Here is a 15,441-nt window from a genome sequence, read left to right as displayed (position 1 = left end):
CGCGCTGATGCTCAGCCTTGGGCTGAGCACGGCCATGGCGAGCCCGCTGGACGACAACAGCCCGCCACCGCCGACGGACCCCTCGGCCTACACCGACCAGCCGGACGACCCGACCCCGGCCTTGCTCAACCTGAGCACCTTGCCAGAAGCCAACGAAGGCTCGCTGGAGCTGACCGATGGCGTGTACGGCAACCGCGATACGGTGCGTACCGACAACGTGCTGCCACCCGCCTTGCAAACCTCGGACAGGTACCCCACCAACGGCAAGCCCAGCCCGTTGTTCGGTGCGCAACCCTTCACCCAGCAACTGCTGCTTTTCGAAGAGTTCGGCCCGGAAAAACTCGACCCGACACTGCCGCCGCCAGACCTGACCTTCCCGGTGCCCACCTTGGGCGCGGCCCCGGCTCAAGACCCCAACGTAGTGGCCCGCAGCGGCCCCAGTGGCACAGCACTGGAAGCTTTCCTCAAGCAACCGGGCCTGTACCCGTTCCCGACCCAGTTCTCCAACGTGCTTGATCGAAACCCGTGGAAAGCACAGATCGAGATGTTCCTCAACCGCCACCCGGTCGGTTCGCCCGCCGAAGGCCGTCCACCAGGAAAAGGCTGGTCGCACCAGCGCTGGAACGAGTTTTATCCGCAGGCGGCATTCAAGACCGCACAGGCTGGCGCGCGCATCAACCTTGGCCTGCGCGATCGCAGGCAAATGCACAACTACGCAGTCGGTGAATTTGCCCCAGGTGGCCTGTACTACCAGACCTCCGATATCCCGACCACGCTGGGCACCACCAAGGGTATCGATACCCGCTTCCACCCGAACTTCCCGCTGCAGAACCACAAGTCGCTGTGGACCTTCGACGGCACCTTCCCGCCCAAGCTGCTGATGGTGCGCTACGGCCAGCCGATCCTGATGCGCCACTACAATGCCCTGCCGATCGACCCGTCGGCCAACGGCGGTTTTGGCCTGCACACCATCTCGACCCACGAGCACAACGGCCATTCCCCGGCCGAAAGCGATGGTTTCGCCAACGCCTACTTCTTCCCCGGCCAGTACTACGACTACCGTTGGCCGGTGCAACTGGCCGGCTACGACACCATCAACACCCGTGCCCAGGACCCGCGTGCGGCCTTCCCCTGCTCGCCGGGCGAAACCCTGTTCGTCAACGACGGCACACCGGGCCTGAAAACCTGCCAGAACGGCAGCATCAAGATTCGCGGCGACTGGCGTGAAACCATGAGCACCCACTGGTTCCACGACCACATGATGGATTTCACGGCGCAGAACGTCTACAAAGGCAACGCCGTGATGATGAACTACTACAGCGCCCTGGACCGTGGCAACGAAGCCCTGCAGGACGGCGTCAACCTGCGCTTCCCCAGCGGTTCGGGCATGCCGTGGGGTAACCGTGACTACGACGTCAACCTGGTGATAGCCGACAAGGCCTGGGATGCCAACGGCCAACTGTGGTTCAACCCGTTCAACACCGACGGCTTCCTGGGTGATCAGATCCTGGTCAACTGGCAGTACCAGCCCAAACTCAAGGTGCGTGCACGCAGCTACCGCTTCCGTATCCTCAACGGCTCGGTGTCGCGCTACTTCAAGTTTGCCGTGGTGCGGGAAATTGCCGGCACCAGTGGCGAGTTCAAAGGCCCTTCCGGCTCCAACGTATCGTATGCCCGAGTGCCGTTCCACATGATCGCCAACGACGGCAACATCATGGAGCACGCCGTGCCGTTCGACGGCACCCTGGACCTCAACGGTGACGGCAACCTGCAGGACAACAACGGCATTCTGCCGCTGCAAGGCATCGCCGAGCGCTACGACATCATCATCAACTTCGCCAAGAACGGCATCAAGGCGGGCGACAAGCTGTACTTCGTCAACCTGGAAGAGCACCGCACGGGCAAGGGCCCGGAAGGCACCATTTCGCTGGCCGACGTACTGTCGGAAAAATACAAGGCGGTGATCAAGCAGACCAGCAAAGGCCCACAGTGGGATAAAGGCGACCCAGCGGTCGGCAAGTTCCTGCAACTGTTGGTGCAGCCATACACCGGCCAGGACCTGAGCATGGACCCGGTGGCTTACGAGCCAGCCAAGCCAGGCAAAGCTGCAGGCCTGAAAATGCTGCCGCTGCCCATTGATCGCAACTCGGCTACCGACCTGGCCAAGATCAAGGATGCCCGCCACCGTGAGTTCATCTTTGGCCGCTCCGATGGCACCGACACCACCCCCTGGACCATCAAGACCGACGGTGGCTTTGGCTACAGCATGGACCCACGGCGCATCAGTGCGGCACCGCAACTGGCCAACCAGTCCACCGACGGCGGCTTCAGTGGCGACGGCACCCTGGAAGTGTGGAAGATCAAGAACGGCGGTAATGGCTGGAGCCACCCGGTACACGTGCACTTCGAGGAAGGCGTGATTCTTAGCCGTGACGGCAAGGCCCCGCCAGAATGGGAAAAATGGGCACGCAAGGACGTATACCGTATCGGGCCGGATGCCGATTCTTCGGAAGAGGTGGAAATGGCCATCCGCTTCCGCGAATTCGCCGGTACCTACATGGAGCACTGCCACAACACCCAGCATGAAGACTCGTCGATGCTATTGCGCTGGGACATTGAACACCCAGGGCAGTTCCAGGTGATGCCGACACCGCTGCCAGGGTGGGATGGCGTGCAATACATGGCGTCGGTTGGCCTGCCGACCTTCCGCACCAAAGGCCATGACGACAACGACGACCCGGCCAACAAACCACCTGTGGCGGCTAACGACAGTGCTGCAACGACCGCTGGCAAACCGATCACCCTGAACGTGCTGGCCAATGACACCGACCCGGACGGCAACGTACCGCTGACCGTGACCGGCCTCAGCCAACCGGACTCTGGCCAGGGCACCGTCAGCACGGATGGCACCACGGTGACCTATACCCCACCGGCCACGGTCGAGACGCCGTTCACTGCCAGCTTCAATTACACCGCGCGTGATGCCAAGGGTGCCGAGTCGGTAACCCCGGCCACCGTCAGCATTGCCGTGAGCCCGGCAGCCGCGGTCGACCAGGTCCAGGTCACCAGTGCCACGGTGCAGGTGCGCAGTGGCAACCGCTACACCTGGGACGTGGCGGGCACGACTTCGGTGGCGACCGGCAACAGCATCAGTGTGACTGCAGCGTCTACCAGCGGCCCACTGAATCTGGGCAATGCCACGCTGACGGTCGCCACCTCCGGTGCTCGCTGGAAACTGTCGGTGACCACCACCGGCACGGGCCCGGCAATGCCGGCAACGGTGACCGTGAAATCGGCCCTGGGGCAAAGTGTGACGGTGCCGATCAGCATCAAGTAACCGACGCGTGAAACGGGGCCGCTGTGCGGCCCCACTTCAACCAAGCAACGAGGATCGCATCATGCACGGCTCATGGCGTTTCCTGCTGGTACTCGCGCTGTTCGCCGCCAGCATTCCATTTTGGCCACTGCAGCCGCCACAACCGGTAGCTGAAGAAGCCGCCACGCCCTGGGGTGCCAGCTATTTCCCCAACATACCCCTGCTGACCCAGGACGGCGAAAAAGTGCATTTCTTCGACGACCTGATCAGGGACAAGGTGGTCGCCATCAACTTCATCTTCACCGGCTGTTCCGATTCCTGCCCGGTGGAAACCGCCCGCCTGCGGCAGGTACAGAAAATCCTCGGTGACCGTGTCGGCAAGGATATCTTCCTCTATTCCATCAGCATCGACCCCTACAACGACACTCCCGCCACCCTCAAACGCTATGCCGAAAAGTTCGGCATAGGCCCTGGCTGGACGCTGCTGACCGGCGAACCCGACGATATCGAGCAACTGCGCCGCAGCCTGGGGCTGTGGATCGATGGCCTGGAAAACGGCCGCTCCAAAGACCACAACCTGAGCTTGATCATCGGTAACCAGGCCACTGGCCGCTGGATGAAGGCTTCGCCCTTCGAAAGCCCGTATATCCTCGCCGACCGTCTGGGCAACAGCCTGCACAACTGGAAGCAGGCCAGCGCCCTGGCCAATGACTATGCCCAGGCCCCGCAGGTGCGTCCGCCCAGCAGTGGCGAGCAGATCTTCCGCACCCGCTGCTCGTCCTGCCACACCTTGGGCAACATCGAGCCAGGCCAGCCAGGCATCGGCCCCGACCTGCTGGGCGTGACGCGTCAGCGTGACGCCAACTGGCTGACCCGCTGGCTGAAGGAGCCCGACCAGATGCTGGCCGAGAAAGACCCGCTGGCCATGCTGCTGTATGAGCAATACAACCGCTTGGCCATGCCCAACATGCGCCTCGGCGATGCCGAAGTCAGCGCATTGATGAGCTACTTCGAAGAAGAAACCGCACGTCTGCAGACACCCGTGGCGAATAGGGAAAACCCCTAAAGGCGATTGGCCATCAGTCATTAGGTTGTCATCTTACTGTCGTATTTTCCGAACATCACCCAGGGTCGGGAACTATCAGCAGTGATACGCCGTTCGCTTTCCTCTTCCAGCCTTTTGCGGCTGCTGATCCTGATGCTCTGTGCAGCGACCCTGGCCTTTCTCTGGGGGTTGCACGTTACGCAGAAAGCCGCCGCCCGCCAGGATGCGTTGTCGGCCAAGGCCGCCGAACACCTGAACCTGGCCAGTATTGTCGGCGAAAGCCTGCGCCAGCTGGTTGACCGTGCCCAAGCGGTGGGCCGGGTTACCCAGGACGACATGAAAGTGCTGCGTCAAGGTAACTTCAGCCTGGCGCGTATCCTGGCTGAAGACCCGGTGTTCAAGCGCATGAGCCTGTACGATCGGCAAGGCCGGCTGCTGTCGGCCAGCCATGCCGACGAGGTCGCCGAGTTACCTGCCGATTGGTTGCGCCAGTTGCGGCGCCATGCAGGTCGCTACGGTTTCAAACCCTTCCTGCCAAGCATTCAGCCCCCCGGCCAACCCACCGCCCTGCCCACTTGGCGCTTGCCCTTTCTGCTGCCGCTGACCGACCCGGCCGGCCGAGAAATCGACAACATCCTGGTCGTGCAACTGGATATTGGCTACCTGGCAGTGCTGTTCCAGCATATCGACCTGGGCAGCAGCGGCCTGGTGCGCCTGCTGCAGGAAGACGGCCTGGAGCGGCTGCGCATCGATACCAGCGGCGTGGTGGTGGCTGGCGATTCATTGCAGCCCGAGCTGCCTGGCACTGACACTGAAGCGGGCATGATGACCCAGTACGTGGCGGGCGACGCTTACCAAAGCCTGTACCGCCATGTACCTGAGCGCGGCTTCAGTGTGGTGGTCAGCCAGCGCCAGGATGAAATCCTCGCCCCCTCGGCGCTGGCCTATTCCCGGCAGTTCTGGTTGAACCTGAGCATGACACTGATGATTCTTGCCAGCCTGCTATGGACCTTGCGCCTGCTGCGTAAACGCCAGGAGGCATTCGATGCGCTGGAACATGCCCAGCAGGTCAACCAGCAACTGATCGGGCGCCTCGAGGACGAACACCGGCGCAGCAGCCATGCCGCCGCCACCGACCACCTGAGTGGCCTGCACAACCGCCGCCAGTTCGTCGAGGTGGCCGGCCAGGCGCTGACGCGACAGCGTGGCAAGCGCCGGCTGATGGCGATCCTGTTCATCGACATGGACCGCTTCAAGTCGATCAACGATTCGCTGGGGCACAAGATTGGCGACCTGCTGCTACAAGCTGTGGCCGGGCGCATTCAGCGGCTGCTGGAACCCGGTGACGAGGCTTCGCGCTTTGGCGGCGACGAATTCGTAGTGCTGTTGGCCGGCGAGCGCAGCGAAGAGCAGATCAACGCCTGGGTTCGCGAACTGGTACAAAAACTGTCAGCCACTTACGCCCTGGATGGTCAGGAGGTCAACACCAGCCCAAGCGTTGGGGTGAGCATTTGCCCACGCGATGGCCAGGATATCGACAGCCTTATCCGCAGCGCCGACGCCGCGATGTATTCGGCCAAGCAGGCCGGGCGTGCGCAATACCGCTTCTTCGACCCTTCGCTGAACCTGGCCGACATCCAGGCCTTCACCCTCGAGCAGGCATTCGGCAGTGCCCTGGCCGAACGTCAGTTCGTGCTGCACTACCAGCCACAGATTCGCCTCGACACCCAGCAGGTATTGGGCTACGAAGCCCTTGTGCGCTGGGACCACCCAGAGTTCGGCTTGCTGTACCCGGACCGCTTCATCGACCTGGCCGAGCGCAGTGGTTTCATCGTCGAACTGGGCTGGGAGGTGCTGCGCCTGGCCTGTGAAGCGTTGTCGAGCTGGGATGCCCAGGGCCGGGAAACTCGGCTGGCAGTCAATGTATCCGCGCTGCAGTTGCGCCAAGGCGACTTCGCTGCCCGCCTGCTGAGCCAATTGCAGCATCACGGCATCGCGCCACAGCAGTTGGAGCTGGAAATTACCGAAACCACCATCCTCGACCCCGAAGGCACGGCGGTGACCCATCTGCACACCCTGCGCGGTGCGGGCCTGGGCATCAGCCTGGACGATTTCGGCCGCGGTTACGCTGGTTTTGCCCACCTGCACTCGCTGCCGCTAAGCAAGCTGAAGATCGACCGGTCGCTGATTGCGGCACTGTCCAACAGCCATGACGACAGCCCTATCGTGTCCTCCACCATCATCCTGGCCAAACGCCTGGGCCTGGAAGTGGTGGCCGAGGGTGTCGAAACCCGTGAGCAGGTGGTGTACCTGAAGCTTGCCGGCTGCGATATCGCCCAGGGCTATCACTTCAGCCGACCGCTGTCGCCGGCACAGTTATGCGATTACCCGCCCTTCAACGGCGTCGAGGACAAGGCATGCGTGTACTGAAAACACTGGTATGCCTGATGGCGCTCAACCTGTCAGCCAATGTCGCGTTGGCCGATTGCACCCCGCACAGCCTGCGCCTGGCCGTTATCCCGATCAAAAGCGCCGAAGACATGACCCGTGAGCACCAGCCACTGTTGCAGCGCCTGAGTCAGGCGGCTGGGGTGCCGGTGGAACTGGTGATCGCGGCCTCCTACGAAAGCGTGGTGGATGCCATTGTGTCGGGGGGCGCGGACATCGCCCGGCTCGGCCCGGCTTCGTATGTGCTGGCACACCGTCGCGACCCGCGTATCGAGCCGTTTGCCACCTTTACCTTGAGTGCCGGCCCGTACACCCCGGCGGGCAACCATTATCAGGCACTGTTGTTGACCCGTGACGACAAGCCAGAAGACATCGAGGCCCTACGGGGCAAGCGTGTGGCCCTGACCGACCCGGCTAGCACTTCGGGCAGCCTGGTGCCCAGCGTCGAATTCGCCGCCCGGGTAGGCATGCCCTTGTCGCGGTTCTTTGGCGCATTGGTGTATGCCGGTAATCACGACAAGGCATTGGAAGCCCTGCTGGAGGGCCGAGTGGATGCGGCGTTCGTTGCCAGCGAGCGCACCGATGCCTACCTGGCCCGGCACGCCATGGCGCCGACACGGCTCAAGGCACTGTGGCGCTCGCGGCCGATCTACTACGACCCATACGTGTTCAGTGCCAGCCTGTGCCCGGCGCTGAGGGCGCGTATTCGCCACGCCATGCTCGAAGACCCGCAGGCCCTGGCGGCGTTCGTGCAATCGCAGGATGCCAGTGGGCTGGTGCCAGTCAGCCAAGCCGAATATGCGCCGCTGCAGCGGATGATGGATGCCGCGCTGCCGCGCTGACCCTGGCATGCAATATCCCTTGATACGCGTTATGGTGTGCTCCACTACCCATCGACACCCGCACCATGACCGATATCGAGCGCTACCTTCGCGCCGCCACCCGTGACAACACCCGGCGCAGCTACCAGGCCGCCATCGAGCACTTCGAAAGCCACTGGGGCGGTTTTCTCCCGGCCACCGCCGAGAGCATCGCCCGCTACCTGGTTGACCACGCCGACCAGCATGCGGTCAGCACCCTGCGCCAACGCCTGGCCGCGCTCAGCCAATGGCACGTCGCCCAAGGCTTCCCCGACCCAACCAAGGCGCCGCTGGTGCGTCAGGTGCTGCGCGGCATCCGCACCCTGCACCCGACACCCCCCAAACAGGCTGCCCCGCTGTTGCTGCAACATTTGCAAACCGCCGTGACGTGTTTTGAAGAAGAAGCCCGCCAGGCCCGTGAACACCACGACCTGGCCGCCCTGCGCCGGGCACGTCGTGACAGCGCGTTGCTGTTGCTGGGGTTCTGGCGCGGTTTTCGCGGTGATGAACTGGCACGCCTGCGCATCGAGCACATCCAGGCCGAGGCCGGTGTCGGCATCACGCTGTTCCTGCCACGCAGCAAGGGCGACCGCGAAGCCTTGGGTGTGCAACATCGTACCCCTGCCCTCAAAGCCTTGTGCCCGGTCACGGCCTACCTGCAATGGCTGGAAGTCGCCGGCATTGCCCATGGGCCGGTGTTTCGCAAGCTCGACCGCTGGGGCAACCTTGGCGACAGCGCGCTCAACAGCAACAGCCTGGTCGGCCTGCTGCGGCGCATGCTGGAGCGTGCCGGGGTACCGGCGGCGCTGTATACCGGCCATTCGCTGCGGCGTGGCTTCGCCACTTGGGCAACCGCCAATGGCTGGGAATTGAAGTCGTTGATGAGCTACGTGGGCTGGAAAGACGCCAAGTCGGCGCTGCGCTACATCGACGCGGCGCAGCGCTTTGGCGAACTGGCCGTGCTACCGACCAGTCAGGCGCAACGGCTTATTCCTTGAAGCTGTGCCGGGCCACGCCGCCCGTTTCCGGGCGTATGGCATACAGGTCGCCAGCATCGGGATAGTGGTGCAGGTCTTCGGGGCTCATGTCGAAGCGCGCGGTGCTGATGTACAAGGTGTTCATCCCCGGGCCGCCAAAGCAGCAACTGGTGGGGCACGGCACCGGCATCAACACCTGGTCGGTCAGGTGGCCGTGACGATCGTAGTGCAGCAGGCAACTGCCATGGTACTGGCACACCCACAACCCACCGTCGCGGTCCAGCGCCAAGCCATCCGGCCGCCCCAGTTCGGCGGGCGTTTCGGCAAACAGCGTAACCTCGCCCAGCCGGCCCTCGACGAGGTACTCGGCACGGTAGATCGCACGCGCCGCCGAATCGACGAAGTACACCGTGTGGCCATCCTGCGACCAGGCAATGCCAGTGGGCAACGCTATGTCGTCGTGGATCACCTGGTCGCTCAACTGCCCGTCGAAGCGGAACAATGCCCCGGTATTGCCACTGTAGGCATCGTCCATCAACCCGGTCACGAAGCGGCCTTGCGGGTCGCAGGCACCGTCGTTGAAACGGTAGGTCGAGCGTGGATGGACCGATGCCGAATGCTGACACACCTTGCGTGATGGCACATCGAAGATGGCCACGCTGGCATCTTCGGTGAAGATCAGGTTACCCCGGTCGGTCAGTGCCAGGGCGCCAATGCGGGCGGCTGATTCGTAAAGGCTCTCGACTTCACCATCGGGCGTCAGGCAGTTGATGCGCCCGCCAGAAATATCGACGAAGTACAACACGCCGCTGCGCTCATCCCAGACCAGGCTTTCACCCAAGTCCGCGCGCGTGTTGGCGACTTTGACTGGCACGTAGTTGCATTCCTTGATGCGGTTCCAGCGCTCGGCCACCTGCGCCAGGTCGCTGGCCTGCACACGGCCCAGGTCTCGGGGGTAGCTGACGCCGCTGTTTTCGTTGAAACGTGTGGCGGTGAACTGGCCGTTGCTGGCGCGCAAGATGTAACCCGTGTCATGGCACAGCGCACTGGCCAGGTACAGCACGCCCGGCGTCACCCACTCGGGTTTCAGCTCTTCTGGCGGTTGGCTGATGCCCCACATGCGGGTCTTGGCCACCGGTGAAATGGCATTGACCAGGATGCCGTGCTCCTGGCCCTCCATGCTCAGGGCGTTCATGATACCGACCTGGGCCATCTTGCCAGCGGCATAGGCCACCAGGCCAGGCTGGGCATAGCGTTGGTACATGGCGCGGTCGGAGGTGGTCAGCACTATCCGCGGTGCTGCGGAGCGTTTGAGGTGTGGCCAGGCATGCTTGGCCAGCCACACCGGTGCCTGCACGTTGATGCCCAAGGCGCGCTGCAAGAAGGCGTCGTCCTGGGCCTCGATACGCTGATAGTCGACCCAACCGGCATTGTGGATGAGGATGTCCAGCGCACCGAAATGCGCGACGGCCAGCTCGACCAGTTGCTTGCAGGCGGCCTCGTTTTCCAGCTGCCCTGCGTGCCCAACCACCGCGAAGCCCTTGGCGCGCATGGCCGCCAGTGCGTGCTCGAGCGCCGAGGCGTCCTGCCCTTGCCCCGAACGGTCGGTGCCCAGGTCGCTGATCACTACCCGCACGCCGCGTTCGGCCAACGCCATGGCGTAGGCCAGGCCCAGGCCCTGTGCGGCACCTGTAATGACCGCAACTTTATTGTGGAAAGGGTCTGTAACGGGCATTTCTGGCTACCTTCAATTCTCCTTTTTACGATATCAACAAAAAAATCAATGACTTAATATTAAAAGCATGCAACTTTGATATCTCACAGATACCACCGCCAAATCGCCGTGCTGTTAGGAATGCAGGATGATCGAAACACGTTTGCTGAGGCAGTTCATCGCCGTGGCCGAAGAGCTGCATTTTCACAAGGCCGCCGAGCGCCTGCACATGGCACAACCGCCATTGAGCCAGGCAATCAACCGGCTCGAGGAAAAGCTCGGTTTTGGCCTGTTTCTGCGCAACAAGCGCGGTGTTCGTCTGACGGCGGCAGGTACAGCTTTTCTAGATACGGCTTACCGCACGTTGGCTGAGCTGGAACAGGGGATCGAGTACGCCCGCAATGTGTCCGCGGGGGTCAGCGGCAAGCTGACCATCACAGCCATTTCCATCGCCTATTACGACTCGCTGCTCAGCAGCCTGCGCAGCTTTCGCGAGACCTATCCAAACGTGCAACTGACCATCCGCGAGATGCCATCGGCCTCGCAGGCCAAAGCGTTGCTGGCCGGCGAGGCGGACATCGGCTTCATGCGCAGGTTGCCGCTGCCGGTGGGCACCCTTGAAGCACGGTTGCTGCTTGACGAGCAGATCGTCATGGCCCTGCCCGCAAGCCATCCGAAGGCTCAGCACGAAGAAATCGACCTGCGCGAGTTTGCCGAGGAAGACTTCGTCTTTACCCCGCAAGCACTGGGCGGCGGCTATCACGCGCAGTTGGTTGCCCTGTGCGAGGCGGCGGGTTTCTACCCAAAGGTGGTACAGGAGGCCGCGCAGATCCATACCCTGCTTGGCCTGGTGGCTTGCGGTTTTGGCGTGGCGCTGGTGCCGGAATCGTTTGCCAGTTCAACGCCGCGCGAGCGCGTGCGGTTTCGCCCGATCCGGCCGATCGATGATCAACCGGCCCCAGGCCTTGGGCTGTACATGAAGTGGAGCGCCCAGAACGCTTCGCCGGCGCTGGCCAACTTCATTGCCATGTTCAACACGCAGGCATAAGGCTTTCTAGGCGTGGCCTTGGGTCGCGCTACGCCACAGCCGCCCAATGTCGCAAGCCCGAGCCTGCAACAATTCAGCCGCATTGGCACACGCCTGTTCCAGGCTCATCGGCCCGCTGGCCAGGGCAAATGCAGCATCCACCCCATGGGCATACAACTGCTGATAGCCCTCACCCAAGGTCCCGGCCAGTACCACCACCGGCACGCCATGGCGCTTGGCCACTCGAGCCACCCCCATAGGGGTTTTGCCGCGCAGCGTCTGCGCATCGAAACGGCCTTCGCCGGTTACCACCAGGTCCGCGCCCTGTACCAGCGCATCGAGGCCGGCCAGCTCGGCCACCACCTCCACGCCTGGGCGGAACTGCGCGCCCATGAAGGCCCGCGCGGCGAAACCCATGCCACCTGCGGCGCCGCAACCCGGATAGTCACGTACATCTTCCCCCAGCAGCCGTGCACAATGGTCGGCAAAATGTCCCAGTGCCAGGTCCAGCGCCTGCACCTGCTGCGCGCTGGCACCCTTCTGCGGGCCGAAGATCGCCGATGCCCCGTTGACGCCGCACAGCGGGTTGTCGACGTCTGCGGCCACTTCAAATTGCACCTCGGCCAAGCGCGGATCGAGGTCGCTGGCATCGATACGTGCCAACTTGGCCAGGGCCAGGCCGCCCTCCTCCAGCGCATGGCCGTCGGCATCCAGCAGGCGCAGGCCAAGCGCGCGCAACATGCCACTGCCGGCGTCATTGGTGGCGCTGCCGCCGATGGCCAGCACCACCCGCTGCGCGCCAGCGGCCAGGGCCGCTGCGATCAGCTCGCCGGTGCCCCAGGTGCTGCTGCGGCATGCATCGCGCTGGCCGGTTGGCACCAATTGCAGGCCACTGGCCTGGGCCATCTCGATGATCGCCGTGCGACTTTGTGGCAACCAGCCCCAACCGGCCTCGACGCAGTGCCCCAGTGGCCCGCGCACGGCCTGACGGCGAAGTTCGCCATGGCTGGCAGCAAGGATCGCCTCCATGGTGCCTTCGCCGCCGTCGGCCATCGGGCACTCGACCCGTTCAGCGTCCGGCCACACTTGGCCAAGGCCCGCAGCGATGGCGCGGGCGACACCTGCAGCGTCGAGGCTGTCCTTGAACGAGTCGGGGGCAATGACGATCTTCATGGGGTTTCTCCTGTCCTGATGAGCGGCATGCTGACAGGTGCCCGCTTGGGTCGCCTCGGTCAAATGCACAAAACGCCGGGCAGGTTGTTTGGGCGGATGCCTTCGTGACGCACCCTGCTTGCGCTTCAGTCTGCCGGCAACAGCTGTAGCCCCAGGTACAAGCTAAGCATCCCTTCCATACGCAACGGGTCGACCTCGCCCAGTTCGGCAATCCGCTCCAGGCGGTAGCGCAGGCTGTTGCGGTGAATGCCCAGGGCATCGGCACAGGCCTGGCTCTGGCCGTCATGGGCACACCAGGCGCGTAGGGTGGTGAGCAACTGGCCACTGCCGTCCTTGCTGCGAATACGCTGTAGCGGCTCCAGCAACTCATCCAGTGCGTCATCGTTGCGGTGGCGCCACAGCAGTGCCGGCAACCGGTAACGCTGCAGGCTAAGCAAGCGTTGGGTGGGCAATACCTCGCGGCCATAGGCCAACAGGTCACGTACCCGGCGGTAACCCCGACGTACCTGCTCCAGGCTCTGAGCAACACTGCCCAGGGCCAGCCGTTCGACCTCCCAGCCATGGCGTTGCAGGCGCTCCAGCAGGCGCAGCTCATCCAGTGCTACTCCTGCCGGGCGGCACCACAACAACGACTGGCGCGCCGGGCTTACGCACCAGCTATCCGGGTATCGGCTCGTCAACCATGCGGCCAGCGCCTCGGCCGTTGACCCCGAGGCAATTTCAAACAGGCACGGTACCCGCGGTAGCTGGGGTTTCAGGCCAAGTTGGCGAGCTTCGTCAAGCAAGCGCGGGGAGTCACCGCTGCCGCCCAGCAACAGCGCCAGCAGGTCGTCACAGCGCTGCCTTCGCCACTGTTGGTCTGCCTGTAGATTGCGCTGGGCCAGCAGCATTTCGGCGGTCATGCGTACCAGTTCGCCATAGGTGCGCACCTGTTGCGGGTCACCGGTCAGGCCCAGCACGCCCATCAGCCGGCCATCGAGCATCAACGGCAGGTTGACCCCCGGCTGCACGCCCTTCAGGCATTTGGCTGCGTCGGTATCCAGCTCGACGATCCGGCCGTTGGCCAACACCAGCTGTGCCCCCTCGTGACGGGTGTTGATGCGTTCCGGTTCGCCACTGCCCAGGATCAGGCCCTGGCTGTCCATGACATTGACGTTGCACGGCAGGATGGCCATCGCCCGGTCAACGATATCCTGCGCCAGGTCATGGTCGAGCTCGAACATTGCGTGGTCCTTTAGGTGTTAGGCTTTTGGGCTCGGGCACAGCAGCTTGGGCCGAGCACTGTGCAAAAGCACAAAGACAGGCTAGCCGCAGTCCCCGAGACTCGTCAGGGCGAGCGCCGGAACAGGCGACGCGGCGAAAACCATAACAACAGAGAACCCGATCATGGCACACAGCCCCGCCCCTGACCAAGGCACGGACACCACCCGCAACGCGCTGTACCGGCGCATCACCCTGCGGCTGATTCCGTTCATTTTCATCTGCTACCTGTTCAACTACCTGGACCGCGTCAACGTCGGCTTTGCCAAGCTGCAGATGCTCGACGCCCTTAAGTTCAGCGAAACGGTGTACGGCCTTGGCGCTGGCATCTTCTTCATCGGCTACGTCTTGTGCGGTTTGCCGAGCAACCTGGCGCTCAACCGCTTTGGCCCACGGCGCTGGATCGCGCTGATGATGATCGCCTGGGGCAGCCTCTCCACCTGCCTGCTGTTCGTCACCACCCCAACCGAGTTCTACACCCTGCGCCTGCTCACCGGTGCCGCCGAAGCCGGCTTCTTCCCGGGTGTGGTGCTGTACCTCTCGCGCTGGTTCCCGGCGGCCCGACGCGGGCGCATCATGGCCCTGTTCATGTCGGCGATCCCGGTGTCGGGCCTGCTCGGCGGGCCGTTCTCCGGCTGGATTCTCGAGCACTTCGCCGCCGGCCAGCACGGCCTGGCCGGCTGGCAGTGGATGTTCCTGATCCAGGGCTTGCCAACTGTTGCACTGGGCGTACTGGCGGTGTTCCTGCTCAGTGACGGCTACCAGAAAGCCACCTGGCTGAGCCCGAGCGAACGCCAACTGATCGCCGCCGACCTGGAGGCCGATGCCGCCAGCAAGCCGACCACCACCGGTGACAGCGTGCTGGCGGTGTTGACCAACCCGCTGATCTGGACCTTTGGCTTCGTCTACTTCTGTATCCAGAGCGGCGTGTACGCGATCAACTTCTGGCTGCCATCGATCATCAAGGGCATGGGCTTCGACAACCCGCTGCTGATCGGCTGGCTCAGTGCCATCCCGTACCTGCTGGCCGGTGTGTTCATGATCCTTTGCGGGCGCTCGGCAGACCTGCGCAACGAACGCCGCTGGCACCTTGTGGTGCCGATGCTGATGGGTGCCGTCGGCCTGTTGATTGCGGTGAACTTTGCGGCTAACCCCACCATCGCCATTCTTGGCCTGTCGATCGCCACCATGGGCGCGCTAACCGGCCTGCCGATGTTCTGGCCAATGCCAACCGCGTTACTCAGTGCCGGTGCAGCGGTCGCGGGCCTGGCGTTGATCAACTCGGTGGGCCAGATGGCCGGCTTCCTCAGCCCTTACCTGGTGGGCTTCATCAAGGACCAGACCGGCTCCACCGACGCCGCGCTGTATTCGCTGGCGGCGCTGATCGTGCTGGGTAGCCTGGTGGCCTTGCGCGTTACCCGCGCGGGTGCGTTGAATACTGCACGGGCCAATTGAGGCATTGGCGGGTAAACCCGGCCCCACAGGGATACCACAACCTCAAAGACTGAGGTGATCCTGTGGGGTTGGGCCTACCCGCGACGAGGCCCGCCCAGGCCGGATTGTCCACCGATCGTCAGCTCAACGCATTTCCTCCTCACCCCAGGCGTCAAATGGTTCCAAA

The 15,441-nt window shown here is 63.5% G+C and carries 10 protein-coding genes and 1 pseudogene; 7 read left to right on the top strand and 4 right to left on the bottom strand.

What is annotated here, in order from left to right:
• The 5 genes from APH35_RS14220 to APH35_RS14200 form a co-directional block, all read left to right on the top strand.
• On the top strand, nt 1-3,337 hold a 3,337-nt coding region (locus APH35_RS14220; protein WP_060515006.1), incomplete at its 5' end, for an Ig-like domain-containing protein.
• A gap of 61 nt (nt 3,338-3,398) precedes the next feature.
• Nucleotides 3,399-4,382, top strand: coding sequence for an SCO family protein (locus APH35_RS14215; RefSeq protein WP_060515003.1), 984 nt, complete (start codon nt 3,399-3,401; stop codon nt 4,380-4,382).
• Between the two features lie 81 nt (nt 4,383-4,463).
• Nucleotides 4,464-6,791 (top strand): putative bifunctional diguanylate cyclase/phosphodiesterase, encoded by a 2,328-nt coding sequence (locus tag APH35_RS14210; RefSeq protein WP_060493667.1) that lies wholly within the window; start codon nt 4,464-4,466, stop codon nt 6,789-6,791.
• Complete coding sequence (locus APH35_RS14205; protein ID WP_060515002.1) at nt 6,779-7,651, top strand: phosphate/phosphite/phosphonate ABC transporter substrate-binding protein; 873 nt, start codon at nt 6,779-6,781, stop codon at nt 7,649-7,651. The genes APH35_RS14210 and APH35_RS14205 overlap by 13 nt, the downstream gene beginning before the upstream one ends.
• A gap of 65 nt (nt 7,652-7,716) precedes the next feature.
• Nucleotides 7,717-8,667, top strand: coding sequence for a site-specific integrase (locus tag APH35_RS14200; protein WP_012272306.1), 951 nt, complete (start codon nt 7,717-7,719; stop codon nt 8,665-8,667).
• Here APH35_RS14200 and APH35_RS29380 read toward each other — a convergent pair.
• Together APH35_RS29380 and APH35_RS29375 are read right to left on the bottom strand one after the other, a co-directional pair.
• Nucleotides 8,657-9,766, bottom strand: coding sequence for an SMP-30/gluconolactonase/LRE family protein (locus tag APH35_RS29380; protein WP_223296415.1), 1,110 nt, complete (start codon nt 9,764-9,766; stop codon nt 8,657-8,659). The genes APH35_RS14200 and APH35_RS29380 overlap by 11 nt on opposite strands.
• Nucleotides 9,767-9,811: 45 nt before the next feature.
• Nucleotides 9,812-10,303: pseudogene (locus APH35_RS29375) on the bottom strand (SDR family NAD(P)-dependent oxidoreductase); the annotation flags it as partial.
• Between the two features lie 205 nt (nt 10,304-10,508).
• Here APH35_RS29375 and APH35_RS14190 point away from each other — a divergent pair.
• Nucleotides 10,509-11,408, top strand: coding sequence for a LysR family transcriptional regulator (locus APH35_RS14190; RefSeq protein ID WP_012272308.1), 900 nt, complete (start codon nt 10,509-10,511; stop codon nt 11,406-11,408).
• A 6-nt stretch (nt 11,409-11,414) separates the two neighbouring features.
• On the opposite strand, the gene APH35_RS14185 is transcribed toward APH35_RS14190, so the two are convergent.
• Both APH35_RS14185 and APH35_RS14180 read right to left on the bottom strand, forming a co-directional pair.
• Nucleotides 11,415-12,560 (bottom strand): glycerate kinase, encoded by a 1,146-nt coding sequence (locus tag APH35_RS14185; protein ID WP_060493664.1) that lies wholly within the window; start codon nt 12,558-12,560, stop codon nt 11,415-11,417.
• Nucleotides 12,561-12,685: 125 nt separating this feature from the next.
• Nucleotides 12,686-13,783, bottom strand: coding sequence for a sugar diacid recognition domain-containing protein (locus APH35_RS14180; RefSeq protein WP_012272310.1), 1,098 nt, complete (start codon nt 13,781-13,783; stop codon nt 12,686-12,688).
• Nucleotides 13,784-13,946: 163 nt separating this feature from the next.
• On the opposite strand from APH35_RS14180, the gene APH35_RS14175 reads away from it, so the two are divergent.
• On the top strand, nt 13,947-15,275 hold the full coding sequence (locus APH35_RS14175; protein WP_012272311.1) for an MFS transporter: 1,329 nt from the start codon (nt 13,947-13,949) through the stop codon (nt 15,273-15,275).
• Nucleotides 15,276-15,441 lie beyond the last annotated feature (166 nt).

Origin of the sequence: Pseudomonas sp. NBRC 111132 (assembly GCF_001320565.1) — a bacterium.
Lineage (GTDB): Bacteria > Pseudomonadota > Gammaproteobacteria > Pseudomonadales > Pseudomonadaceae > Aquipseudomonas > Aquipseudomonas putida_P.
Note: the sequence above shows the minus strand (reverse complement) of the source record. Positions and strands in the feature narration are given on the sequence as shown.

Bases quoted from the DNA above. Each gene is read 5' to 3' on its own strand.
- APH35_RS29380 (WP_223296415.1), bottom strand. From the start codon at position 9,766: ATGTGGGGCATCAGCCAACCGCCAGAAGAGCTGAAACCCGAGTGGGTG.
- APH35_RS14175 (WP_012272311.1), top strand. From the start codon at position 13,947: ATGGCACACAGCCCCGCCCCTGACCAAGGCACGGACACCACCCGCAAC.
- APH35_RS14200 (WP_012272306.1), top strand. From the start codon at position 7,717: ATGACCGATATCGAGCGCTACCTTCGCGCCGCCACCCGTGACAACACC.
- APH35_RS14215 (WP_060515003.1), top strand. From the start codon at position 3,399: ATGCACGGCTCATGGCGTTTCCTGCTGGTACTCGCGCTGTTCGCCGCC.
- APH35_RS14190 (WP_012272308.1), top strand. From the start codon at position 10,509: ATGATCGAAACACGTTTGCTGAGGCAGTTCATCGCCGTGGCCGAAGAG.
- APH35_RS14205 (WP_060515002.1), top strand. From the start codon at position 6,779: ATGCGTGTACTGAAAACACTGGTATGCCTGATGGCGCTCAACCTGTCA.
- APH35_RS14185 (WP_060493664.1), bottom strand. From the start codon at position 12,560: ATGAAGATCGTCATTGCCCCCGACTCGTTCAAGGACAGCCTCGACGCT.
- APH35_RS14180 (WP_012272310.1), bottom strand. From the start codon at position 13,783: ATGTTCGAGCTCGACCATGACCTGGCGCAGGATATCGTTGACCGGGCG.